Source organism: Streptomyces sp. NPDC002055, assembly GCF_040296705.1.
GTDB lineage: Bacteria > Actinomycetota > Actinomycetes > Streptomycetales > Streptomycetaceae > Streptomyces.
On record NZ_JBEOXS010000033.1, the window covers coordinates 1 to 19,262 of the forward strand.

A 19,262-nucleotide genomic window follows, 5' to 3' on the forward strand; every position below is an offset into this window, starting at 1 on the left:
CGGGCGTCGAGGCGGCGGTCCCAGTGCACGTGCGAGCCCAGGCCGACGGACGCCGCGCTCCTCGCGGCGGCGGCGACGCTGCTGACCGGATGCGGAAGCGGCGGGGAGCAGGACAAGGGAGCCGGGAAGGCCCGGTCCGCGGCGGCGTCCTCGGACGACCGTGCGGCGGGCGACTCCCCGGCCGCCGACGTCGGTGAGGGGTCCGAGGCGAAGAAGCCGAAGGCCCCGCGGACCCCGCCGGGCCCCAAGGTGTCGGAGCGGGACCTCAAGCCGGTCACCGGATCGTTCACCGAGAAGCAGAAGTCGTACCTGACCGACCGGGTGCCGAAGGGCACGGACCCGGCAGCCGTCCTGCAGATCGGGCAGGAGAGCTGCGACCGGCTCGCCCGCACGGCCGAGCTGGACCGCAAGGCGGCGATCAGCGCGCTCCGCTCGGGGGAGATCCCGAACGCGGAGGCGGCGGTGAAGCACCTCTGTCCGAAGCAGCTGCCCCTGCTGAAGGCATCCAAGGAAGGAAGCGGCGGTTGAGCCCGAGCAAGCTCCCCATCGTGGTGGCGATCCCCACGAAGAACGAGGCCGAGAACATCGCCCGCACCGTACGGTCGGTCATCGACCACTTCGAAGCGGTGGTGGTGGTCGACTCGGACAGCACGGACGAGACCTGCAAGATCGCTGCCGAGGAGGGTGCCGAGGTCGTCCCGTACACCTGGGACGGCGGCTATCCGAAGAAGAAGCAGTGGTGCCTGGACCACGTCCATCCGCAGATCCCGTGGCTGCTGTTCCTCGACGGTGACGAGACACCGTCCCCGGAGCTGCTGGCCGAGCTGCGGCACTGCTTCTCCCGGCCGCTGAAGGTGGCGGCGTTCGACATCCCGCTGGGCTACTGGTTCGCGGGCCGCCGGCTGCGGCACGGCTACACCATCGTCAAGCGGGCGCTGCTGGACCGCACGCGCTGCCACTTCCCCGTCCTGGGGGACCTGGACGCGCCGGGCATGGGCGAGCAGGAGGGCCACTACCAGCCGATCGCCGAGCATGTGTGGCGGCTCAAGTCCCCGATCGAGCACGAGGACCTGGACCCGGTGCGGACCTGGTTCGACCGGCACAACCGGTACTCGGACTGGGAGGCGTGGCTGGAGCACCACCCGGAGGTCAAGGAGGAGATCCGGCAGGCCAAGACCCGGCAGGGCCAACTCTTCCACAAGGCCCCGTTCAAGCCGCTGGTGTCGTTCGCCTACGCCTACCTCTACAAGCGGGGCTTCCTGGACGGCCGGGCCGGCTTCGACTACGCCCTGGCCATGAGCTTCTACCGCTGGCAGATCGGGCTCAAGGCCCGGGAGGGCGAACTGAGCGAGGCGGGCGGGCCTGGGGTCACGGTGGGGCGGGTGACGATCCGGTAGCGCCGTACCCGGCCCGGAAGACGCGTGAGGGGCTGTCCCGCCACTGGGCGGGGCAGCCCTTCGTTGCAGCTACCGCCTGAGCAGAACCGACCTTTCGCACCCGCCGCGACAAGTACCGTTGATGTCGCGAAACGTGGCCAATTGGCGACGCTCCGCGACAGGTGCTCGAGGAGGGGAGAACGGTGATGACCGGCAGAATCAGCAATCCGAACCTCGCGTTATGGATCGCGGCAGCCGACCTGTCCCACGGCGAACTCGCCCGCCGGATCGCTGCCGAGGCGATTCGCCGAGGTCACCGACAGGTTGCCCCGAACGCCACCCGCATCCGCCGCTGGATCGAGGGCGAACGCCCGCGCCCGCCCGTACCCGTGCTCCTCGCCGCGGTGCTGTCCGAGGCGGCCGGCCGGCCACTCACCCCGGGTGATCTCGGTCTGATGGCTGCCGGGCCCGCGTTGGAAGGCATCCAGCTCCCGTTGCTGACCGAGGCAGCCGCCCAGACCCTGGCCGAATGGACTCGGATGGACCTCTTCCTCGATCGTCGCGGCGCCCTCAGGCTCGCCCTCGGCGCCCCGCTGGTCCTCGCCGCCGAGCGCATGCTGGGGGGCCATGCCCGCCGCCTGAACCGCGACACCAAGGGCTTCGACGCCGACACCACCGCTGCCCTGGAAGACGTCACCACGTTCTTCACCAAGGCCGACGCCTCCAAGGGGGGCGGGCTCTACCGCTCTGCGATCGTCGCACAGCTTGCAGAAGTTGCCCGCCGCGTCCAGGACGGTGTTCCACCTTCGCTCAAGACACGGGTCTTCGCGGCGGCCGCCGACCTGGCGGCGCTGGCCGGATGGGTCAGTCACGACTGCGGACGGTACGCCACCGCCCAGCGGTACTGGTCGTACGGCATCTACGCTGCCGGCGAGGCCGGGCAGCCGGACCGCGGGGTGGAGATCGTCACCCGCATGTCGCACCAGATGATCTACCTCGGACACCCCGACGACGCCCTCGGCCTGCTCGGTGTAGCCGGGGCGAAGGCCAAGCTGCCCGCGACCAGGGCACTGGTCGCGTCCCAGACCGGGCGGGTCCACGCGGCCCTCGGTGACGAGCGCCTGGCCGAGAAGCACCTCGTCGTCGCTGACGAGTTGGTGGCCGAGGGCCTCGGCGACGACGTCCCCGGCTGGGTGGCCTACTTCGACGCCGCCGAGCACGCCGGAGCCCGTGCGGTCTCCGCCCGCGACCTGACCTGCGCCCTCCGGCCTCGCGCAGCGAGCTCCCACTTCGCCGACGCCCTCGCGCTCAGGAAGCCGGGGTTCGAGCGGGTGCGTGTCATGGACCGGATCGGCCTGGCCGCCGCCCTGTTCGATGAGGGCGAGCCCGAGCAGGCCGCCCGAGCCGCCCGGCACGCCCTCGACGAGGCGGCCCGGGTCGATTCCACGCTCGTCGCCTCCCGGCTCAACACCCTGCTGAACGCCGCAAGCCCGTACCGCACCGCCGACGTGGACGAGGTCTGCACCCGCGCGCGGGATCTCGCCGCAACGCGCCCGACGCCGGTTGCGGCCTGAGACCATCGCGCCATGGGCAAGCACTCCCGGCCAGGGCCGCCGAACCAGCCGTCCCGCGCCGTCCCCGCATCGACAGCGGAGACCCGCTCGCGGCGTACGACAAGCGCCGTCGCCCGCCACTGGACATCCACCGCCGGCACCGTCCGCTCCATGGTGGAGGCAGCCACCTCCGCCCCGACGAGCCGCGGGCGCTGGAGGAGTGGAACGGGGTCTCGTACGAGCCCGCCGGAGCGGCGCCGGATCTCGCAGCGGCCCAGCGGTGGGTGAATGAACAGACGCCGAGCGATGGCACCGACCGACGCTGAGCCGGTCCCTCGCTGCCGTATGGCCCCTCAGTGCCGCCGGATCGCCCCGTCGTAGACCGCCTGGAGGGTGTCGACGACCTTGTCGATGGCGAACTGGTCGCGGATCAGACCCCAGGCCGCCTGGGAGGCCTCCTCGTTGGCCGCCGGGTCGAGGAGTTCCAGGATCGCCTGGCCCACCAGTGCGCCGTTGTCGCGGTCGGGCTTGCTGTCCACGACGCGTCCGGCGCCGGCCGCCTCGACGTCCGGGGAGAGGCCGCCGGTCTTCGTCACCACCACGGGCACGCCGACCGACATCGCCTCCAGGACCGAGACGGCGAACGGCTCCACGACCGACGGCAGTACGTAGACGTCCGCCGTGCGCAGCCGCTCCAGCACCTCGGCGTGGCCGAGCGCGCCCACGTACTCGACGGAGTCGGCGACGCCCAGCTGCCGGGCGAGGTCCAGCATCGGGGCGGCGAGCGCGCCGGTGTCCGGGCCCGCCAGGACGAAGCGGGCGTCCGGGTGCTTGGCGAGGACGGTGGGCATCGCCGCGATGAAGTCCTCGGGCCGCTTCCGGGCCTGGACGCGGGCGCAGTACAGCACCGTGGGCGGCCGGCCGCCGTCGGCCGCGGGCCTGCGCTCCTGCAGGCGGACGCCGTTGACCAGGCGGTGCGTGCTGTTCAGCCGGTCCGGCGCGATCACCGCCTCCACGTCGTCCCGCTCCATCCCGGTCAGGTGGAGGATCGAGTCCGCGCCGCGCAGCACCCGGCGCAGCCCCAGCGCGTCCACCAGCTTCGCGACCCGCTTCTCGGTGGGGTCGATCATGCCGTGGGTCTGGAGCACCAGCGGGCGGCCGAGCTGCAGCGCGATCAGGGCGAACGGCAGGGTGATCAGATCGCGCATCAGATGGACGTGCACGACGTCCGCGGTCTTCACCAGCTCGCGGGCGCGGGCCAGCAGCGCCGGTGAGGTGATGCCGCTGACCTCGAATTGCGGCAGGACGTGCCGCGCCTGGAACATGAACGCCGGTACGCCCTCGATCTCCTTCGGCAGCGGCCCGGTGAACCCGTCCCCCAGGGTAGCGATCCGGGCGTCCACGCCGCGGGCCCGCAGTCCCTGGGAGAGATTGAGCGCCACCCGGGTGGGGCCGCCGAAGTCGTTGGTCGGTGTGTGCAGCGTGACGACATGCAGAACCTTCACCGATTGTTCCTCCCCCCGATGCCCCCCGGCATCGTCCGGCCAGCGTAGCGGCGGGCACGGGGCCGCGCGGCCGGATCCATCGATGTGGCGTTCGAGGCTCGTGCGTTCTGCGGATACGGGCAGGCCGGACTCCCTAGACTTGCCGTGGGGCACCGGGCCGGGGGTTCCGGGCGCAGGTGTCCGACGAACCGGCAGGCCCGGTGCAGGGGGCACGGGGAACGAGGGTGGGGGCCATGGCTGTTGAGGTACGGGACGTCGCGCCGACCGAACCGGCCGCGCCGTCCGAATCGCCCGTTCCGCCCGACGTGCCGCCGGTCTCGCCCCGGGCCGTGCTCTCCCGGGCGCTGGCCGTGCCGCTCGTCCTCGGGCTGGTGTTCCTGCTGCCCGGGGTGGTGGCCGCGCTGCCCGGACCGGGCATCCGGGACGAGGTGTACTGGCTGCAACTGGTGCTCACCGGATACGCCGGAGCCCGGCTGGCGGCGATGACGCTGACCGTGCGGCGGCGGCTCATCCAGGGTTCGTTCTGGATGTTCGTCTATGTGGCGCTCGGGGTGGCGCCGCTGGCACAGGCGGTTCTCGGCCAGACCCCGACGCCGGTCGTCGGGACCCGCTCCGATCTGGTGCTCGCCACCACGCTCTCGCTGATCGGCCTGGTCGCCTACGACGTGGGCGTGCTGCTGGCCCGGCACCGGCCGGTGCTCCGCAACCGGGCTCCCCGGCGCACCGCCTCGGTCAGCCGGCGGCGGCTCTATCTGCTGGTGGTGCTGGCCTTCGTGGCCAGCGCGGTGTTCGTGGTCAAACTGGGCGGTCCGACGGTCTTCTTCAGCAGCCGCCAGGAGATCAGCGAGGGCATCCAGAGCAGCGGGGTGGCCGCCGCGGACTCGGAGTCGCACGTCGGGTCGGCGTTCCTGCGCGGCTTCGGCACGGTGCCCGCGCTGCTGGCCTTCCTCTTCCTCACCCGCTGGCTGGTCACCTCCCGCGCCGCGCGTCGGCGCCCCGTGGTCGTGCTGATGTGGGTCGGGCTGCTCGGGGTGAACGCCCTGGTCAACAACCCGATCTCCAATCCGCGTTACTGGTTCCTGACCGTGATGTTCTCGATCCTCTTCACGGCCTTCCCGAAGAGTCCGGTGATGTACCGGGCGGCGCTGGCGATGGGGGTGGTGGCGGCGCTGCTGCTGTTCCCGTTCATGGACCGGTTCCGGTACGACGAGAGCGGCCACCGGCCGGTGGAGTCCGAATCGGCCTTCGATCCGCTGGTGCGCAAGGACTACGACCAGATCGGCATGTTCGCCAACACCATCACCATGGTCGACTCGGGCACCGGCCATGCGTACGGGCGTCAGCTGGCCGCGTCGACCTTCTTCTTCGTGCCCCGCTCCATCTGGCACGGCAAGCCGCTGGACTCCGGCGTCCGGGTCGGCCAGTGGATGGGCATGCAGAACACCAACCTGTCCTCACCGCTGTGGGCCGAACTCTGGCTGGATTTCGGCGCAGTGGGCATGACGGGGGGCTTCCTCGGCCTGGGCTACCTCTGCGCCCGGGCGGACCGCCGCTACACCGTCCGCACCCTGGACGATCCACGGCCGGGCAACGTCCTGGCGATCGTCATCCCGGTGGTGGCGGGGTACGCCTTCATCCTGCTGCGCGGCCCGCTGCTCCAGGCGTCGGGGCGGATCGGGATCGCGATGGTGTGCCTGGCGCTGGTGACGACGTTCCGTTCGGACCCGCGGAAGCTGCTGCACTGACCGGGGCGTTGGCCGCACTGAGAGAGCACGGGTTGAACCAACGCGAGTCGGCCGGTACGTCAGCCCTGTCCGGCCCTGCCGGCGCCGTCCCTGTCATCCGTCGCGTCCCGATCCCCCGCTCTCTCTTCTCCCGCCGGTTCCGGGGAACGGCGCACCACGGCGATCCGCAGCCACGCCGCCACCGCCTTGCACGCCGAGCCGAGGCACAGCCCCCAGGCCGCGCCGAGGACGCCGCCCAGGGCGTAGCCGGTGAGCATGGCGGCCACCGAGAGCAGCGAGAAGACGACCTGGATCGGGAGGGTGGCGCGGGGGCGCAGCACGCGGAGGGTGAGCAGGGCGCAGGTGCCCAGGGCGATGGCCGCGTACTGGCTGCCGGTCGCCGGGAGGAGAGCGGAGGAGGCGGCCCAGGTGTCGCCGAGGAGTTCGCGGCCGAGGCGGTCCGGGAGCGCGATGAGGACGGCGGCCCAGGCGGCGGCGACGGCGGAGAGAGCGATGGCCAGCACCACGGTGGCGCGGACCTTGCGGGCGGCCGTGGGGTAACGGTTGAGGATCGGCGGGCCGAACCCCGTGGAGGCGTTGAACAGCACGTTCATCGGGCCGAAGAGGGTCGTCACGCCGCGCAGCGCGCCGACCGCCAACGGGCTGGCGAACAGGCCGAGTCCGATGACGGCGAGCTGGCTGGAGGCGTTGCCGACGGCGAATTCGACGACGAAGCGCCTGCCGAGGTGGCCGCGGCGCAGCAGCCGGCGCGGGTCGGAGGCGGCACCGCGCAGCCGGGGGGCGAGCAGCGCCGCGGAGACGGCCAGGGCCGGGAGGGCGGAGAGGCCCCAGACGGCGATGAGGCGGTCGGGCCCGGAGCCGTGCGGCTGGACGGCGAGGGCGGGGACGGCGGCGGCGAGGCGGACCAGGTCGGCGGCGAGGGCGCAGTGCGGCAGCCGCAGGGTGGAGAAGCAGTAGCGCATGCCGTCCTGGACCAGGACGACGGGCAGGACGAGGCCCAGGACCGCGAGTCCGTGCGCGGTACCGCCCGGCACGAGGGAGAGGACGGCGGCCATGACGGCACCGATCGCCGCCGAGGCCCAGGCGGTGAAGGCCACGGCGGAGCGGCAGGCCTCCCGTACGGCGGCCGGTTCGCCGCGTTCCAGGACGAGCGCCTGGCCGACGTAGGCGACGAAGAGCCCGAGCAGCACCGCGAACACGGTGTAGACCAGGGAGAAGACGGAGAATCCGGCGGCGCTGGAGAGCCGGGCGGCGACGACCAGCACCACGATGTTGGTGAGGGCCGACACGCCTTGGTCGGCGACGGAGCAGAGGACGGCGAGGCGGGTACCGATGCCGCTCCGGCCGGTGGCGGCCCCGTCGGTGGCGGCCGCGCTGCCGGAGTCCCGGCCGCCGCCTGCCCCGCCGGATCCGGCATCACCGCCGGCGCCCGTCCCGTCGCCGGAGGGTATGCCACCGCCGGAGCCCGTCCCGTCGCCGGAGGGTATGCCACCGCCGGAGCCCGTCCCGCCGGAGGTTGTGCCGCCCTGCTCCCCGCGGGAGTCCGCCCCGCCGGAGCCCCCGCCGGGCCCCGCCCCGTCACCGGAAGCGGCCTCCCCGCCAGAGCCCCCGCCGGGCACCGCCTCACCCCCGGAACCGGCCTCCCCGCCGTCCCGCGGACGCGTCACCGGTGGGAGGACGTACGGGCGGGGAGCTGGTCCGGGTCGACCTGGCGCAGGGCGAGGGTGCCGGGCCCCTCGGGGCGTTCCGGGCCCTCCGCCGCGTCGGTGGCCGGCTGCGCCGCCGCGTCGGCCTCGGTACGGCGGCGGGTGCCCGTCCCGCCCTTGGACCCGCCGCGGGGCCGGTTGCCGCCTTCGGAGTGGAGGACGGCGCCGAGCACGGTGCCGCCCGCGCCGGCGACGAGTTCCCGCACCCGGTCGAGGTCGTCGCGCCGCACCTCGCGGGGGTCGCAGACGACCAGGACGCCGTCGACCCGGTCGGCGAGCGCTATGGCGTCGGCGTAGGAGAGGACGGCCGGGGCGAGGACGACGACGACCGAGTCCTCGTCGTCGGCGGTGGCGATGAGCTGGGTGGCGGGGGTGGAGGTCAGGGCGCGCGCGACGTTGCGGACCCGGCCGCCGGGGATCAGGTCGAAGGCGCCGGACTCCCCCGCGTCGATGGGTATCTGCTCTCCCGTGGGCCAGCCGTTGTCGCCCCGGGCCGGGGTGCGGGCCCAGCCGGGCCGGATGCCGTCGGTGGCGCGGAGCCGGGCGGAGAGCGACGGGGTGCGCAGGTCGGCCTCGACGAGCAGCACCTCGCGCCCCATCTCGACGAAGGAGGCGGCGAGGTTCACGGAGACCGCGGCGGCGGTGTCGATGGTGCCGCGCGGGGCGACGACGAGCAGCCGCCGCCGGCCGGCGAACCGCTGGTCGTAGGCGAGCCGGAAGGCGACCGAACGGTACTCCTCGGCGAGCCGGCCGTCGGCGAGCAGCGCGGTGGTCTGTCCGCGCCGGCCGCGGGGCAGGGTGCCGAGGACGGGGGCGCGCAGGGCCCGGACGACATCGCTCTCGGAGCGGGCGGTGGGGTCGAAGACGAGCCGCACCCAGGCGCCGAGGAGTCCGAGGCCGATGCCGACGGCGGCGCCGAGGCCCAGCATCATCGGCAGGCCGGGGCCGGACGGTTCGGACGGCGGGGTGGCGGTGCGGACGACGAACCCGGGGGTGGTGTCGAGGGCTTTGAGCTTGGTGACGTTGCTGTTCAGCTCGGAGATCTTGCCGAGCACCCCGGACTGGGTGGACAGCACCGTGTCCAGGGCCCGGCCGTCGCTGAGCCCGGCGACCTGCTTCGCCAGCTCGTCGCGCTGCTTCTCCAGCGGCTTGAGCTGCTTCTGGTAGCCCTTGACCATGTTGTCGATGAGGCTCTTGGTCTGCTGCTCGCGGTTGTCGAGGTAGGCGCGGGTGAAGGCGTTGGCGCGCTCGGCGGCCCGGCCGGGCGAGGAGTCGGTGTAGGCGAAGCGCAGCACGAGGGTGTTGGGCGGGTTGGTGACCTGGAGGCCCCCCTGGAGCCCCTTGGTGCCCGGCGGGAGGCCGAGGTCCTTGGCCGCTCGCCAGGCGACGGCGTTGCTGACGGCCGTCTGCCGCTCGGAGCCGATGCTCACCCCCTTGTCGGGGGAGGTGCCACCGGGGGCGAACGGGTCGACCGAGGCGGCCCGTACGGTGACCTCGCTGGTGGCGACGTAGGAGTCGCCGCCGAGCACGCCCAGCAGCGCGCCGCCGAGCAGCCCCACGGCGAGGCCCACGGCGAGGATCAGCCGGTAGCGGAGCAGTTGTCTGAACTGGTCGCGCAGCAGGTCCGGTTCCTCGTGCGCCTGGGGCGCGCGGGGCCGGTCCGGGCCGCCGGGCGCCGGGTCCGAGGCGTGGTGCGATGTCATGTGCGGGGCCCCCTCCGCGGTTCGGGGCGGCCGTCGAGCGCTTCGTCGAGGAGCCGGGTGATTCTGGCCAGGCCCGCCTCACGGCTGAGGTGGGCGTCGACGTAGGCCGGGCCGCGTGCCCCCAACGCGTCGGCCGCGGTGGGGTCTTCGGCCAGCTTACGGACCGCGGCCAGCAGCGCGCCGGGATTCTCCGGCGGAACCAGAACGCCCGCTTCCGAGCGGCGGACCTCCTCGGCCGTGCCGCCCTGGTCGGCGACGGAGGCGACCACCGGCCGCCCGGCGGCGAAGTAGGAGGTGAGCTTGGACGGGATGCTCATGTCGAGCACCGAGGCCCGCTGGGTGACGGCGAGGACGTCCGCGGCGGCGAGGACGTCCGGGAAGTCGGCCTCGTCCGCGGGCGGGAGGAAGTGGAGGTTGGGCAGTCCGCCGCCGAGGGTCCGCAGGTGCTCGCGCTGGTTGCCGTCGCCCATCAGCACGATGTGCACCTCGGGGGCCTGCCGGGCGGCCTCGACGAGCACCTCCAGCCCCTGCTTGAGGCCCATGTTGCCGGAGTGGAGCACCACGGTGCGGCCCTCGCGCCAGCCGAGCCGGGCCCGCATCTCGGCGCGCGGCCGGGTGGGCCGTTCCACGTGCGACCAGTTGGGGACGAGCCGGATGCGCTCCCGGGGGACGCCCATCGCGGCGACCTTGTCGACGAAGGTCTCGTGGATGACGCCGACCAGGGTGGCCCGGCGCAGGGCGTAGCGCTCGACGGCGCCGGCGGCGGCCGCCGCCCGGTCCCCGCCGCGGATACCGCTCTGGGCTGCCGCGGCGCCCATCAGGTCCTGGACGACCGGGACGTACGGCACGCCGTACCGCCGGGCGATCCGGGCGCCGATGACACCCCCGGCCAGGCTGGGCAGTTGGGCGACGACCGCGTCGGGACGGCCGGTGCGCGGCGGCGCGGCCAGGCCGTGGGCCAGGATCGACGCCTCGTACAGGGCGCGGCGCACGGCGGTCTGCCGTGGCGGGACGGTGTGCCGGCGGCGGTGCACCCGCACTCCGGCGCGCTCCTCCGTGGTGCGCCACACCCCGCGGTAGGCGGGGTCGGTCCGCCAGGCCGGGTAGTGCGGCATTCCCGCCAGCACATGCACCTCGGTCCGGCCGTCGGCGGCCCAGTGCTCGGCGATCTGTGTGGCGTACGGGCCGATTCCGGCCTGTTCGGGCGCGTAGTTGGTGGACACCAACAGGACGCGCCGCCCCCCATGCTCCGACATGCGCATCTCCTCCCCCCAGAGTCGATCAGTTGCACCCTAGCCCGTCCTCGGTGCAACTTGTCGTTTTTCTCTGTTCGTTCAGCTTTCGCAATCTTCCGGTCGGCGGCTCCGCTCCCGACTATCGTCGGTGGCTCTGACGCGCTGGGGAGCGCGTCGCGAGTGGGGGGTTCCATTTCGCATGCCGCACACCGTGGGATACGCGCCGGGGGTCTACGACCTCTTTCACGTCGGCCATCTCAACATCCTCAGACACGCCCGCAGCCAGTGCGACTACCTGGTCGCCGGGGTGGTCTCGGACGAGATGGCGGAGCTGGCCAAGGGCCGCGCGCCGGTGGTTCCGCTCGTCGAGCGCCTGGAGATCGTCCGCAGCATCCGCTTCGTGGACGCGGCGTTCGTGGAGACCGTGCCGGACAAGCTGGACACCTGGCAGCAGGTCCGGTTCGACGTGATCTTCAAGGGGGACGACTGGCGCGGCACCCCGAAGGGAGAGCGGCTGGAGCGCGACTTCGCCACCGTAGGCGTCGAGGTCGTCTACTTCCCCTATACCGTCCACACCTCCAGCACCCAGCTGCGGCGGGCCCTGGAGGCGCTGGTCACGCCGGGCGTATCGCAGACAGTTCCCGGAACCACTTCGCCATGAAGGCCGCCAGGAAGAGGCCGTGCACCGCGGCCAGCACGGTGTAGGCGCCGAGGAAGACCCGCTCGCTGCCGAGCGTCAGGAAGACGAGGCAGAAGACGCCGTAGTCGACCGGCAGCAGCGCCACCGCCCGCAGGGGTGAGGGCGGGGCGGGCGCCCCGGCGGCCGGCTTCGGCTTGAGCTTGTCGGTGAGCAGGCCACCGCAGAAGATCAGCACGGCCGCGAGCTGAAATCCGAGCGGCAGCAGCAGCCAGCCGGGGCCCGGCAGGTCAAAGAATCGGTAAAAGGACACCAGTACCGCGGCGTGCAGCGCGGTGATCTTCGCGCAGTCCACGACGTGGTCGAGCCACTCTCCGGCCGGACTGCTCACTCTCCGCAGCCGGGCCAGCTGTCCGTCCGCCGAGTCGAACGCGAAGCCGACGACCAGGCCGGCCCAGACGGCGACGGCGAGCGGCCAGGACGGCGGGAAGACCGCGACCGCCGCCACCGCGGAGAAGCTGAAGGCGGCGCTGACCAGGGTGACCTGATTCGGGGTCAGCCCCGCACGGCAGGCCGCCGCGGCGAGAATCCTTCCGGCCGGCCGGTTGATGTGCCGCGAATACAGCGACACCCCCCTGGCCGTTTTCTGCGCGCTGCGGAGCTCACCGAGCGCCGCACCGAATGTCATGGTCCGAGCCATCATCCCCCCAGATGTCCGCTCACGAAAAACCCCCCGCACAAACGCACAATCATGATGGCACGGGGGTCCGACAGCCGTTCCGGACCGCTTCCGGTGAGACCGGGATCACTGGACCCCCGGCGAGAGATCAGGTAAGCCTCAGATAACTTAGGTCAGCCTCACACGCCACCCCCTCCTCTGTCCGAGCATGCCTGGAGCCCGAATGCGAGTCGTCCGAAACACCTCCGGTGCCGCGCTGGCGGCCGTCGCCGCGGCGGCCCTCACCGCGGTCACCGGCTGCGCCGAGAAGACCGACGCCAAGGGGCCCGGGGCCATCGAGATCACCGCCTCGGACACCGCGTGCAAGGTGTCGAAGAAGACGTTCGCGGCCGGCCACGTGGAACTCGCCGTGGAGAACACCGGCGCGAAGACCACCGAGGTCTACGTCTACGCCCCCGGCGACCGCATCGTCACCGAGCGGGAGAACATCGGCCCCGGCACCAAGGCCACGATCACCACCACCGTCAAGGCCGGTTCGTACGAGATCGCCTGCAAGCCCGGCATGAAGGGCGACGGCATCCGGCAGAAGGTCGAGGCCACCGGCGAGGGCGCGGCGAAGAAGCTGGACCCGCGGCTGGACGGGGCGGTCGCCGCCTACCGGAAGTACGTCCAGGCGCAGGCCGACGAGACCCTGCCCGAGGTCGAGAAGTTCGTCGCCGCGGTGAAGAAGGGCGACGTCGAGGGTGCCAAGAAGGCGTACGCCCCGTCGCGCATCGGCTGGGAGCGCACCGAGCCGGTCGCCGAGTCCTTCGGTGACATCGACCCCAAGGTCGACCTCCGCGAGGACGGGCTGGAGAAGGGCCAGAAGTGGACCGGCTGGCACCGCCTGGAGAAGGCGCTGTGGAAGGACAAGAAGATCGGCCAGGAGGAGAAGGACCTGGCCGCGCGGCTCGTCACCGACCTGAAGGACTGGCAGAAGCGCGTCGGCACGGCGGAGATCGACCCGACCGGCATGGCCAACGGCGCCAAGGAGCTGCTGGACGAGGTCGCCACCGGCAAGGTCACCGGTGAGGAGGAGCGCTACAGCCACACCGACCTGGTCGACTTCAAGGCCAACGTGGAGGGCGCGGAGAAGTCCTACGAGCTGCTCAAGCCGGTCGCGGGCAAGAACGACCCGGCTCTCGTCAAGGAGCTGGACCGGCAGTTCGCGGCGCTGGACAAGCTGCTCGACCGGTACCGCGAGGACAAGGACTCCTACGCCTTCGACTCCTACGACACCGTCGGCAAGGCCGACCGCAAGGAGCTGTCCGACGGGGTCAACGCCCTCGCCGAGCCGCTGTCCAAGCTCGCCGCCGCCGTCGTGAAGTAGGGAGAAGCATGAGCTCCGAGACCGACGAGCCGGGCGGAACGGCCATGGGCCGGGCGCCGTCGCGCCGCTCGCTGCTGGGCTGGGGCGGCGCCGGGCTCGCGCTGGGCGCCGCCGCGGCCGGCGGCACCGCGGCCGCGCTGACCGCCGACGACACGGCGCCCGCGCTCGCCGCGGGCGCGGGCGCCGCGGTGCCCTTCCACGGCCGTCACCAGGCCGGTATCGCCACGCCCGTCCAGGACCGGCTGCACTTCGCCGCGTTCGATGTGAAGACCGACTCCCGCGACGAGCTGATCGCCCTGCTCAAGGAGTGGACCGAGGCCGCCGCGGCGATGACCGCGGGCCGTTCGGTCGGCGAGGGCGCCGTCCCCGGCATCCCGGAGGCACCGCCGGACGACACCGGCGAGGCGCTGGGCCTCAAGCCGTCCCGGCTCACCCTCACGATCGGCTTCGGCCGGACGCTCTTCGAGCGGGACGGCAAGGACCGCTTCGGACTCAAGTCCCAGCTGCCCGAGGCCCTGATCGAGCTGCCGACGTTCTCCGGCGACAACCTCGACGCCGACCGCAGCGACGGCGACCTGTGCGTCCAGGCCTGCGCCGACGACCCGCAGGTCGCGGTGCACGCCATCCGCAACCTCGCCCGGATCGGCTTCGGCAGGGTCGCCATCCGCTGGTCCCAGCTGGGCTTCGGCAAGACCTCGTCCACCACGCCCGACGCCCAGACCCCGCGCAACATGATGGGGTTCAAGGACGGCACCCGGAACATCGCGGGCACCGACGCCCCCGCCCTGCGCAAGCACGTCTGGGTGTCCGAGAAGGACGGGCCGGAGTGGCTCGCGGGCGGCTCGTACCTGGTGGCCCGGCGCATCCGGATGCGCATCGAGACCTGGGACCGCACCTCACTGCAGGAGCAGGAGGACATCTTCGGCCGCACCAAGGGCGAAGGCGCCCCCTACGGCAAGCGCCGCGAGCGCGACGAGCCGGACCTGAAGGCCATGAAGGAGGACGCGCACGTCCGCCTGGCCCACCCCGACAGCAACGGCGGGGCGAAGATCCTGCGCCGCGGCTACTCCTTCACGGACGGCACGGACGGGCTGGGTCTGCTGGACGCCGGGCTGTTCTTCATCGCCTACCAGCGCGACGTCCGCACCGGCTTCGTGCCCGTGCAGCGCAACCTCGCCCGGATCGACGCCCTCAACGAGTACATCCAGCACGTCGGTTCGGCCCTGTTCGCCGCCCCGCCGGGCGTCCGCGGCCGCGACGACTGGTGGGGCCGGGAGCTCTTCGACGCCACGAAGGGGCGGTGACCGGCGTGTTCGCCAACTATCTGATCGGCCTGCGCGAGGGCCTGGAGGCCAGCCTCGTCGTCTGCATCCTGGTGGCGTACCTGGTGAAGACCGGGCGCCGGGACGCGCTGCGCCCCATCTGGACGGGCATCGGCATCGCGGTCGGCGTGAGCCTGGCGTTCGGCGCGGTGCTGGAGTACGGCTCGCAGCAGCTGACGTTCGAGGCCCAGGAACTCCTCGGCGGCTCCCTGTCGATCGTCGCCGTCGGCCTGGTGACCTGGATGGTGTTCTGGATGCGGCGCACCGCGCGGCATCTGAAGGCCGAGCTCCAGGGCAAGCTGGACCAGGCGCTGGCCGTCGGCACGGGTGCCCTGGTGGCGACGGCGTTCCTGGCGGTCGGCCGGGAGGGCCTGGAGACCGCGCTGTTCGTCTGGCGGGCCGTGAAGGCCACCGACGACGGCACGGCCCGGCCGCTGATCGGCGTGCTGCTGGGCCTGGTCTCGGCGGTGCTGATGGGCTGGCTGTTCTACCGCGGCGCGCTGCGCATCAACCTGTCGAAGTTCTTCACCTGGACCGGCGCGCTGCTGGTGGTCGTCGCGGCGGGCGTGCTGGCGTACGGCTTCCACGATCTGCAGGAGGCGCGCTTCCTCCCGGGGCTGGGCACCAAGGCGTTCGACGTCAGCGCCGCCGTCCCGCCGGACAGCTGGTACGGCACCCTGCTGAAGGGCACGCTGAACTTCCAGCCGGACCCGACGGTGCTCCAGGTCGTGGTGTGGACGCTGTACGTGATCCCCACCCTCGCCCTGTTCTTCGCCCCGGGTAGGGTTGCGCCGACTCAAGCAGCCCCCGAGGAGCCCTCGAAGGAGTCGCGACCCGATGATACGGACGCCCCGCAGGTGGTCCCAGGTGACGGCGTTCCTGTCAGCCGCAGCTCTGCTGAGCCTGACGGGGTGCGTGACGGTGCACGGGGAACGGGCGGTCATCCCGGCGGCGCGGAAGGCTGACGCGGCGAAGGCATTGGAGCGCTTCACCGACGGCTACAACGCGGCGTACCGGAAGAGCGACCCGGCCGCCGCCGCAGGGGTCGAGACGGGCGCGCTGCTGGCCATGGAGGAGCCCCGGGTGAAGGCGCAGCGCGTCAACAGCCCCGACGGCAACCCGGGCTTCCCCCCGCTGGAGCTGACGGACGCGCGGTACACGATCCCGAAGCAGGCCGGCTGGCCGAAGTTCTTCGTGGCGGACACCGCGAGCAACCGCAACGACTTCCGCTGGCTGCTGGTCTTCACCCGCTCCCGGGCCGCCGATCCGTGGAAGGTCTCCTACCTCTCGATCCTCGGCAAGGACGAGGTGCCGGCGTTCCGGACCGACGAGGACGGCTGGGCCGAGCCGGTCGCGGCCGGTTCGTCGTCCGGTCTGGCCCTGGCACCGGGCCGGCTGAGCGGCACGTACACCGACTACCTGCAGACGGGGCGGGGCGGGGTGTTCGCCGACGGCCCGGCCACCTCGGGCCAGCGGGCGACGCGCAAGAAGCTGCTGAAGACCCCGCAGTTCTGGACGGACTACCGGGACCAGCCCGCGAAGCCACCGCAGTACGCGCCGGTGGCGCTCCGCACGGAGGACGGCGGCGCGCTGGCGTTCTTCGCCGCGCACCACGCCGAGCAGCGGACGATGGCGGCCGGTTCCCGGGTGGGCGAGGTCAAGGACCCCACGGCGAAGGCCCTGATGCAGGGCAAGCCGGAGCGCGCGCTGATCCTGTCCAGGATCTCCGAGTCGGCGGCCCGGATTCCCCCGCAGGGCCCGGTGGACGTCCTCAACCGGCTGGAGGGCGTGACCGCCGCGCGCGGCAAGTGATCGGGGCGGGGGGGCGGCCGAGCGGGTCCGGGCAGGCGCCCTTGACCCGACCGGTTCCCCTTCGGGGATCACCGCCCCGTGCGTGACGTGATCACCGACCTGCGCGTGACGTGATCACCGACCCGCGGGTGACGTGATCACCGGCCCGCGGGTGATCAGTGGTGGAGCGGCCAGGCCGCCGAGTGGTGGTCGGTGTCGTCGGTGGCGTACCGGGCGCAGGCGTCCGTCAGCGTCTCCAGCAGCGTCAGCGGATCCGGCAGCGGCCTCCCCGGTCCGCGCAGCCAGGTCACCGGCCCGGCGGACGGCAGCCGCGACGGGGGTACGAGCACATAGCTGCCGCGGCAGTGCCAGCGCAGGCCCGGGTGCTCGTCCAGGGTCTCGGGGTGGCAGTCCAGCTCGCAGGGCCACCACTCGTCCTCGTCGTCCGGGGTGCCGCGGGTGGCGGTGAAGAACAGCACCCGGCCCCGGGGCCCCTCCCCGCCGGCGACGACCGGGCCGACCTCCACCCCGTCGGCCTCCAGCCGCTCCAGGGCGCTGAGCCCGGCGTCCGCGGGCACGTCGAGCACATCGTGGTTGATGCCGGTGGCGGTGATGACGTTGGCCTGCGGCTGGGCCCGCAGCCAGCGGCCGATCTTCTCCGGGTCGGTGGAGGCCTGGGTCTGCCAGGCGAAGGAGACGGGGTGCCGACCGGGCGTGGGACAGCCGATCCGGTCGCAGGAACAGCCGTAGTCGGAGGGGTACGCGGCCTGGGCGAGCGGGAACCCCGCCGCGGCCGCGGCCAGCAGGAGATCCTCCCGGCCGGCGTCCGCCGCAGCCGTACCCGGAGCGCCCGCACCGCTTCTCGGACGGCGGCGCAGCCACTGGGAGAACCTGCTGTCCCTGCCGCGACTGCGGTTGTTGTCGGAGTCCATCTATCCCCTCACTTCGACCGCTGTCCGATCAATGCTGCCACCATCCTCCTCCCCCCGGGGCCGGACTCCGCATCCGGGTGTGTGGGGTCCGCCATCCATTGGGGCACCATGACAGGGCATACCCGGAAATCCCGCCCTAGCGTTGTTTTCATGGTCACAAGGTCCCTGCTGGCGGGTGTCCTCGCGATGTCCCTGGCGGGGCCGGTCGTTCCGGTGCAGATCGCCGCCGCCGGGCGGACCGTCGACGACCTGCCGGGAACCGTGTACACCGCGCACCGCGCCGGCGCGCTGGAGGTTCCGGAGAACAGCATGTCGGGCCTGCTGACAGCGTTCAGCCGCGGCACGGCCCAGGTGCTCGACGCCGACACCCGGATACTGCGGGACGGCACGCTCGTGGTGATGCACGACGCTTCCCTGGACCGGACGACCGCTCTGCGGGGCCCGGTGGACCGGCTCAGCCGGTGGCAGTGGCGGGCGGTGCGGATCCGGCCGCGGGGCGCGCTGCGCCGCAGCTGGCGGCCGGAGCCCGCGCCGACGGTGGCGGAGGTGCTGGACCGGTTCGGCGGGCGGCGCGTCCTGATACTGGAGGCCAAGGACCCGCGGAGCCTGTCGCGGCTCGCCCGGATGATCCACGCCCGGGGGCTGGAGCGGGCGGTGTTCGTGAACACCAACCGGCCGTGGCTGGCCCGGCGGGCCCACCGGCTGGGCCTGCTGGCCCAGTTGTGGCGTTCGGCGCGCCAGCTGCGCCACGACCGGCCCGGGCGGTGGCGGGACTTCGTGGCGCTGCTGGACGTGGACCACCGGGCGAGCGACGCGGATCTGCGCCGGGCCGTCGCCTCCGGCATCCCCCGGGTGTGGGCGCACACGGTGAACACCCCGCGGGACCGCGACCGCGCCCTGCGGCTGGGCTGCAACGGGATCGTCACCGACGCCCCGGCACTGCTCGCGGCCACCCCGGTGGAGCGGAGGCCGGGCTCGGGGGCGGGCGCGGGCAGCGGGAGCGGCTGAGCGGCGGGCACCCGTCCCGTACAGCGGTGGCGGGACCTTGCGGAGCTATCCCCGCGGCCGGAGCCCCCGCAGGGTCTGCTCGACGACGCTGTCCGCGAAGTCGTGCGTCAGCGGGCGGGTGCGCAGCATCCACCGGTGGTACAGCGGGCCGACCAGCATCTCCACGGCCACCCGCAGATCCGTGTCCTCGGCGACCTCTCCGGCCTCCCGGGCCGCGCTCAGCCGCTCCTCGAAGGCGACGAGCTGCGGTTCGAGGACCCGGCCGGTGAATTCGCGGGCGAGCTCGGGATCGTTCTGGCTCTCGGCGGTCAGGGCGCGGCTGGGCAGGTCGTACTTGGGGTCGCCCAGCTCGTCGACGGTGGCCCGCAGGACGAGCTTCAGGTCGGCCTCGAGGTCACCGCTGTCGGGCAGCACCGGGCCGCCCTCCTCCTGCCCGCTGAGGGCCAGGAAGGAGTCGAACAGCACGGCGGCCTTCGAGGGCCACCAGCGATAGATGGTCTGCTTGCCGACACCGGCACGGGCCGCGATGGCTTCGATCGTCAGCTTGTTGAAGCCGACCTCTCCGACGAGTTCGAGGGCGGCGTCGAGGATCGCCTGCCGGGAACGTTCGCTGCGGCGGGTGGAATCGGGGGTCCGGGTCTGAGGCATGGTTCGAATCTACCAGTCCGAGGCGAGACGTTTCGTCTTGACGAGACGATACG

Annotated in this window: 18 protein-coding genes; 11 read left to right on the top strand and 7 right to left on the bottom strand. The window is 72.7% G+C overall.

The genetic code is table 11. The features are described 5' to 3' along the window. The 4 genes from ABT112_RS21015 to ABT112_RS21030 all read left to right on the top strand — a co-directional run. Positions 1 to 528, top strand: a 528-nt coding sequence (locus ABT112_RS21015) for a hypothetical protein (protein ID WP_351511724.1), incomplete at its 5' end; no start/stop codon positions are given. Beyond that, a complete protein-coding gene (locus ABT112_RS21020) occupies positions 525 to 1,397 on the top strand; it encodes a glycosyltransferase family 2 protein (RefSeq protein ID WP_351511726.1) in 873 nt (290 codons plus the stop codon). The genes ABT112_RS21015 and ABT112_RS21020, both read left to right, overlap by 4 nt. Positions 1,398 to 1,582: 185 nt before the next feature. After that, positions 1,583 to 2,950, top strand: a complete 1,368-nt coding sequence (locus tag ABT112_RS21025; protein WP_351511728.1) for an NsdA family TPR-like regulatory protein — start codon at positions 1,583 to 1,585, stop codon at positions 2,948 to 2,950. Positions 2,951 to 3,075: 125 nt separating this feature from the next. Next, positions 3,076 to 3,255 (top strand): DUF6087 family protein, encoded by a 180-nt coding sequence (locus ABT112_RS21030; protein ID WP_351511881.1) that lies wholly within the window; start codon positions 3,076 to 3,078, stop codon positions 3,253 to 3,255. A 27-nt stretch (positions 3,256 to 3,282) separates the two neighbouring features. Here ABT112_RS21030 and ABT112_RS21035 read toward each other — a convergent pair whose 3' ends face one another. Continuing rightward, positions 3,283 to 4,434 (bottom strand): glycosyltransferase, encoded by a 1,152-nt coding sequence (locus tag ABT112_RS21035; protein WP_351511730.1) that lies wholly within the window; start codon positions 4,432 to 4,434, stop codon positions 3,283 to 3,285. 233 nt (positions 4,435 to 4,667) lie between these two features. Between ABT112_RS21035 and ABT112_RS21040 the strand changes: the two genes are divergently transcribed. Next, entirely contained in the window at positions 4,668 to 6,179 is a 1,512-nt protein-coding gene (locus tag ABT112_RS21040; protein ID WP_351511732.1) for a hypothetical protein, read from the top strand. 59 nt (positions 6,180 to 6,238) lie between these two features. Here ABT112_RS21040 and ABT112_RS21045 read toward each other — a convergent pair whose 3' ends face one another. The 3 genes from ABT112_RS21045 to ABT112_RS21055 form a co-directional block, all read right to left on the bottom strand. Beyond that, positions 6,239 to 7,513 (bottom strand): MATE family efflux transporter, encoded by a 1,275-nt coding sequence (locus ABT112_RS21045; RefSeq protein ID WP_351511883.1) that lies wholly within the window; start codon positions 7,511 to 7,513, stop codon positions 6,239 to 6,241. Positions 7,514 to 7,842: 329 nt separating this feature from the next. Next, complete coding sequence (locus tag ABT112_RS21050) at positions 7,843 to 9,588, bottom strand: lipopolysaccharide biosynthesis protein (RefSeq protein ID WP_351511734.1); 1,746 nt, start codon at positions 9,586 to 9,588, stop codon at positions 7,843 to 7,845. Next, a complete protein-coding gene (locus ABT112_RS21055; protein WP_351511735.1) occupies positions 9,585 to 10,844 on the bottom strand; it encodes a glycosyltransferase family 4 protein in 1,260 nt (419 codons plus the stop codon). Before ABT112_RS21055 ends, ABT112_RS21050 begins: the two co-directional genes overlap by 4 nt. Before the next feature lie 178 nt (positions 10,845 to 11,022). Between ABT112_RS21055 and ABT112_RS21060 the strand changes: the two genes are divergently transcribed. Continuing rightward, a complete protein-coding gene (locus ABT112_RS21060; RefSeq protein WP_351511737.1) occupies positions 11,023 to 11,484 on the top strand; it encodes an FAD synthase family protein in 462 nt (153 codons plus the stop codon). Here ABT112_RS21060 and ABT112_RS21065 read toward each other — a convergent pair. Next, the gene (locus tag ABT112_RS21065; protein ID WP_351511739.1) at positions 11,438 to 12,148 is read right to left on the bottom strand and encodes a CDP-alcohol phosphatidyltransferase family protein; all 711 of its coding nucleotides are present in this window, start codon (positions 12,146 to 12,148) and stop codon (positions 11,438 to 11,440) included. The two genes, ABT112_RS21060 and ABT112_RS21065, sit on opposite strands and share 47 nt — an antisense overlap. 214 nt (positions 12,149 to 12,362) lie before the next feature. Here ABT112_RS21065 and efeO point away from each other — a divergent pair, with 214 nt between their 5' ends. The 4 genes from efeO to ABT112_RS21085 are packed head-to-tail and all read left to right on the top strand — an operon-like array spanning position 12,363 to position 16,642. Then, the gene (efeO, locus tag ABT112_RS21070) at positions 12,363 to 13,508 is read left to right on the top strand and encodes an iron uptake system protein EfeO (protein WP_351511740.1); all 1,146 of its coding nucleotides are present in this window, start codon (positions 12,363 to 12,365) and stop codon (positions 13,506 to 13,508) included. An 8-nt stretch (positions 13,509 to 13,516) separates the two neighbouring features. After that, positions 13,517 to 14,812 carry an iron uptake transporter deferrochelatase/peroxidase subunit gene (efeB, locus tag ABT112_RS21075; RefSeq protein ID WP_351511742.1) on the top strand — a complete coding sequence of 432 codons (1,296 nt, stop codon included), beginning with the start codon at positions 13,517 to 13,519 and terminating at the stop codon, positions 14,810 to 14,812. Positions 14,813 to 14,817: 5 nt separating this feature from the next. Further along, positions 14,818 to 15,795 carry an iron uptake transporter permease EfeU gene (efeU, locus tag ABT112_RS21080; protein WP_351511885.1) on the top strand — a complete coding sequence of 326 codons (978 nt, stop codon included), beginning with the start codon at positions 14,818 to 14,820 and terminating at the stop codon, positions 15,793 to 15,795. Beyond that, entirely contained in the window at positions 15,752 to 16,642 is an 891-nt protein-coding gene (locus ABT112_RS21085) for an SCO2278 family lipoprotein (RefSeq protein ID WP_351511743.1), read from the top strand. The genes efeU and ABT112_RS21085 overlap by 44 nt, the downstream gene beginning before the upstream one ends. Positions 16,643 to 16,797: 155 nt before the next feature. Here ABT112_RS21085 and ABT112_RS21090 read toward each other — a convergent pair whose 3' ends face one another. After that, positions 16,798 to 17,553, bottom strand: coding sequence for a bifunctional DNA primase/polymerase (locus tag ABT112_RS21090; RefSeq protein WP_351511745.1), 756 nt, complete (start codon positions 17,551 to 17,553; stop codon positions 16,798 to 16,800). Positions 17,554 to 17,703: 150 nt separating this feature from the next. Here ABT112_RS21090 and ABT112_RS21095 point away from each other — a divergent pair, with 150 nt between their 5' ends. After that, positions 17,704 to 18,561, top strand: coding sequence for a glycerophosphodiester phosphodiesterase (locus ABT112_RS21095; RefSeq protein ID WP_351511747.1), 858 nt, complete (start codon positions 17,704 to 17,706; stop codon positions 18,559 to 18,561). A 45-nt stretch (positions 18,562 to 18,606) separates the two neighbouring features. On the opposite strand, the gene ABT112_RS21100 is transcribed toward ABT112_RS21095, so the two are convergent. Further along, positions 18,607 to 19,209 carry a TetR/AcrR family transcriptional regulator gene (locus ABT112_RS21100; RefSeq protein ID WP_351511749.1) on the bottom strand — a complete coding sequence of 201 codons (603 nt, stop codon included), beginning with the start codon at positions 19,207 to 19,209 and terminating at the stop codon, positions 18,607 to 18,609. Positions 19,210 to 19,262 lie beyond the last annotated feature (53 nt).

Bases quoted from the DNA above. Each gene is read 5' to 3' on its own strand.
- ABT112_RS21065 (WP_351511739.1), bottom strand. From the start codon at position 12,148: ATGACATTCGGTGCGGCGCTCGGTGAGCTCCGCAGCGCGCAGAAAACG.
- ABT112_RS21095 (WP_351511747.1), top strand. From the start codon at position 17,704: ATGGTCACAAGGTCCCTGCTGGCGGGTGTCCTCGCGATGTCCCTGGCG.
- ABT112_RS21060 (WP_351511737.1), top strand. From the start codon at position 11,023: ATGCCGCACACCGTGGGATACGCGCCGGGGGTCTACGACCTCTTTCAC.
- ABT112_RS21090 (WP_351511745.1), bottom strand. From the start codon at position 17,553: ATGGACTCCGACAACAACCGCAGTCGCGGCAGGGACAGCAGGTTCTCC.
- efeB (WP_351511742.1), top strand. From the start codon at position 13,517: ATGAGCTCCGAGACCGACGAGCCGGGCGGAACGGCCATGGGCCGGGCG.
- ABT112_RS21025 (WP_351511728.1), top strand. From the start codon at position 1,583: ATGACCGGCAGAATCAGCAATCCGAACCTCGCGTTATGGATCGCGGCA.
- ABT112_RS21050 (WP_351511734.1), bottom strand. From the start codon at position 9,588: ATGACATCGCACCACGCCTCGGACCCGGCGCCCGGCGGCCCGGACCGG.
- ABT112_RS21100 (WP_351511749.1), bottom strand. From the start codon at position 19,209: ATGCCTCAGACCCGGACCCCCGATTCCACCCGCCGCAGCGAACGTTCC.
- efeO (WP_351511740.1), top strand. From the start codon at position 12,363: ATGCGAGTCGTCCGAAACACCTCCGGTGCCGCGCTGGCGGCCGTCGCC.
- ABT112_RS21040 (WP_351511732.1), top strand. From the start codon at position 4,668: ATGGCTGTTGAGGTACGGGACGTCGCGCCGACCGAACCGGCCGCGCCG.
- ABT112_RS21055 (WP_351511735.1), bottom strand. From the start codon at position 10,844: ATGTCGGAGCATGGGGGGCGGCGCGTCCTGTTGGTGTCCACCAACTAC.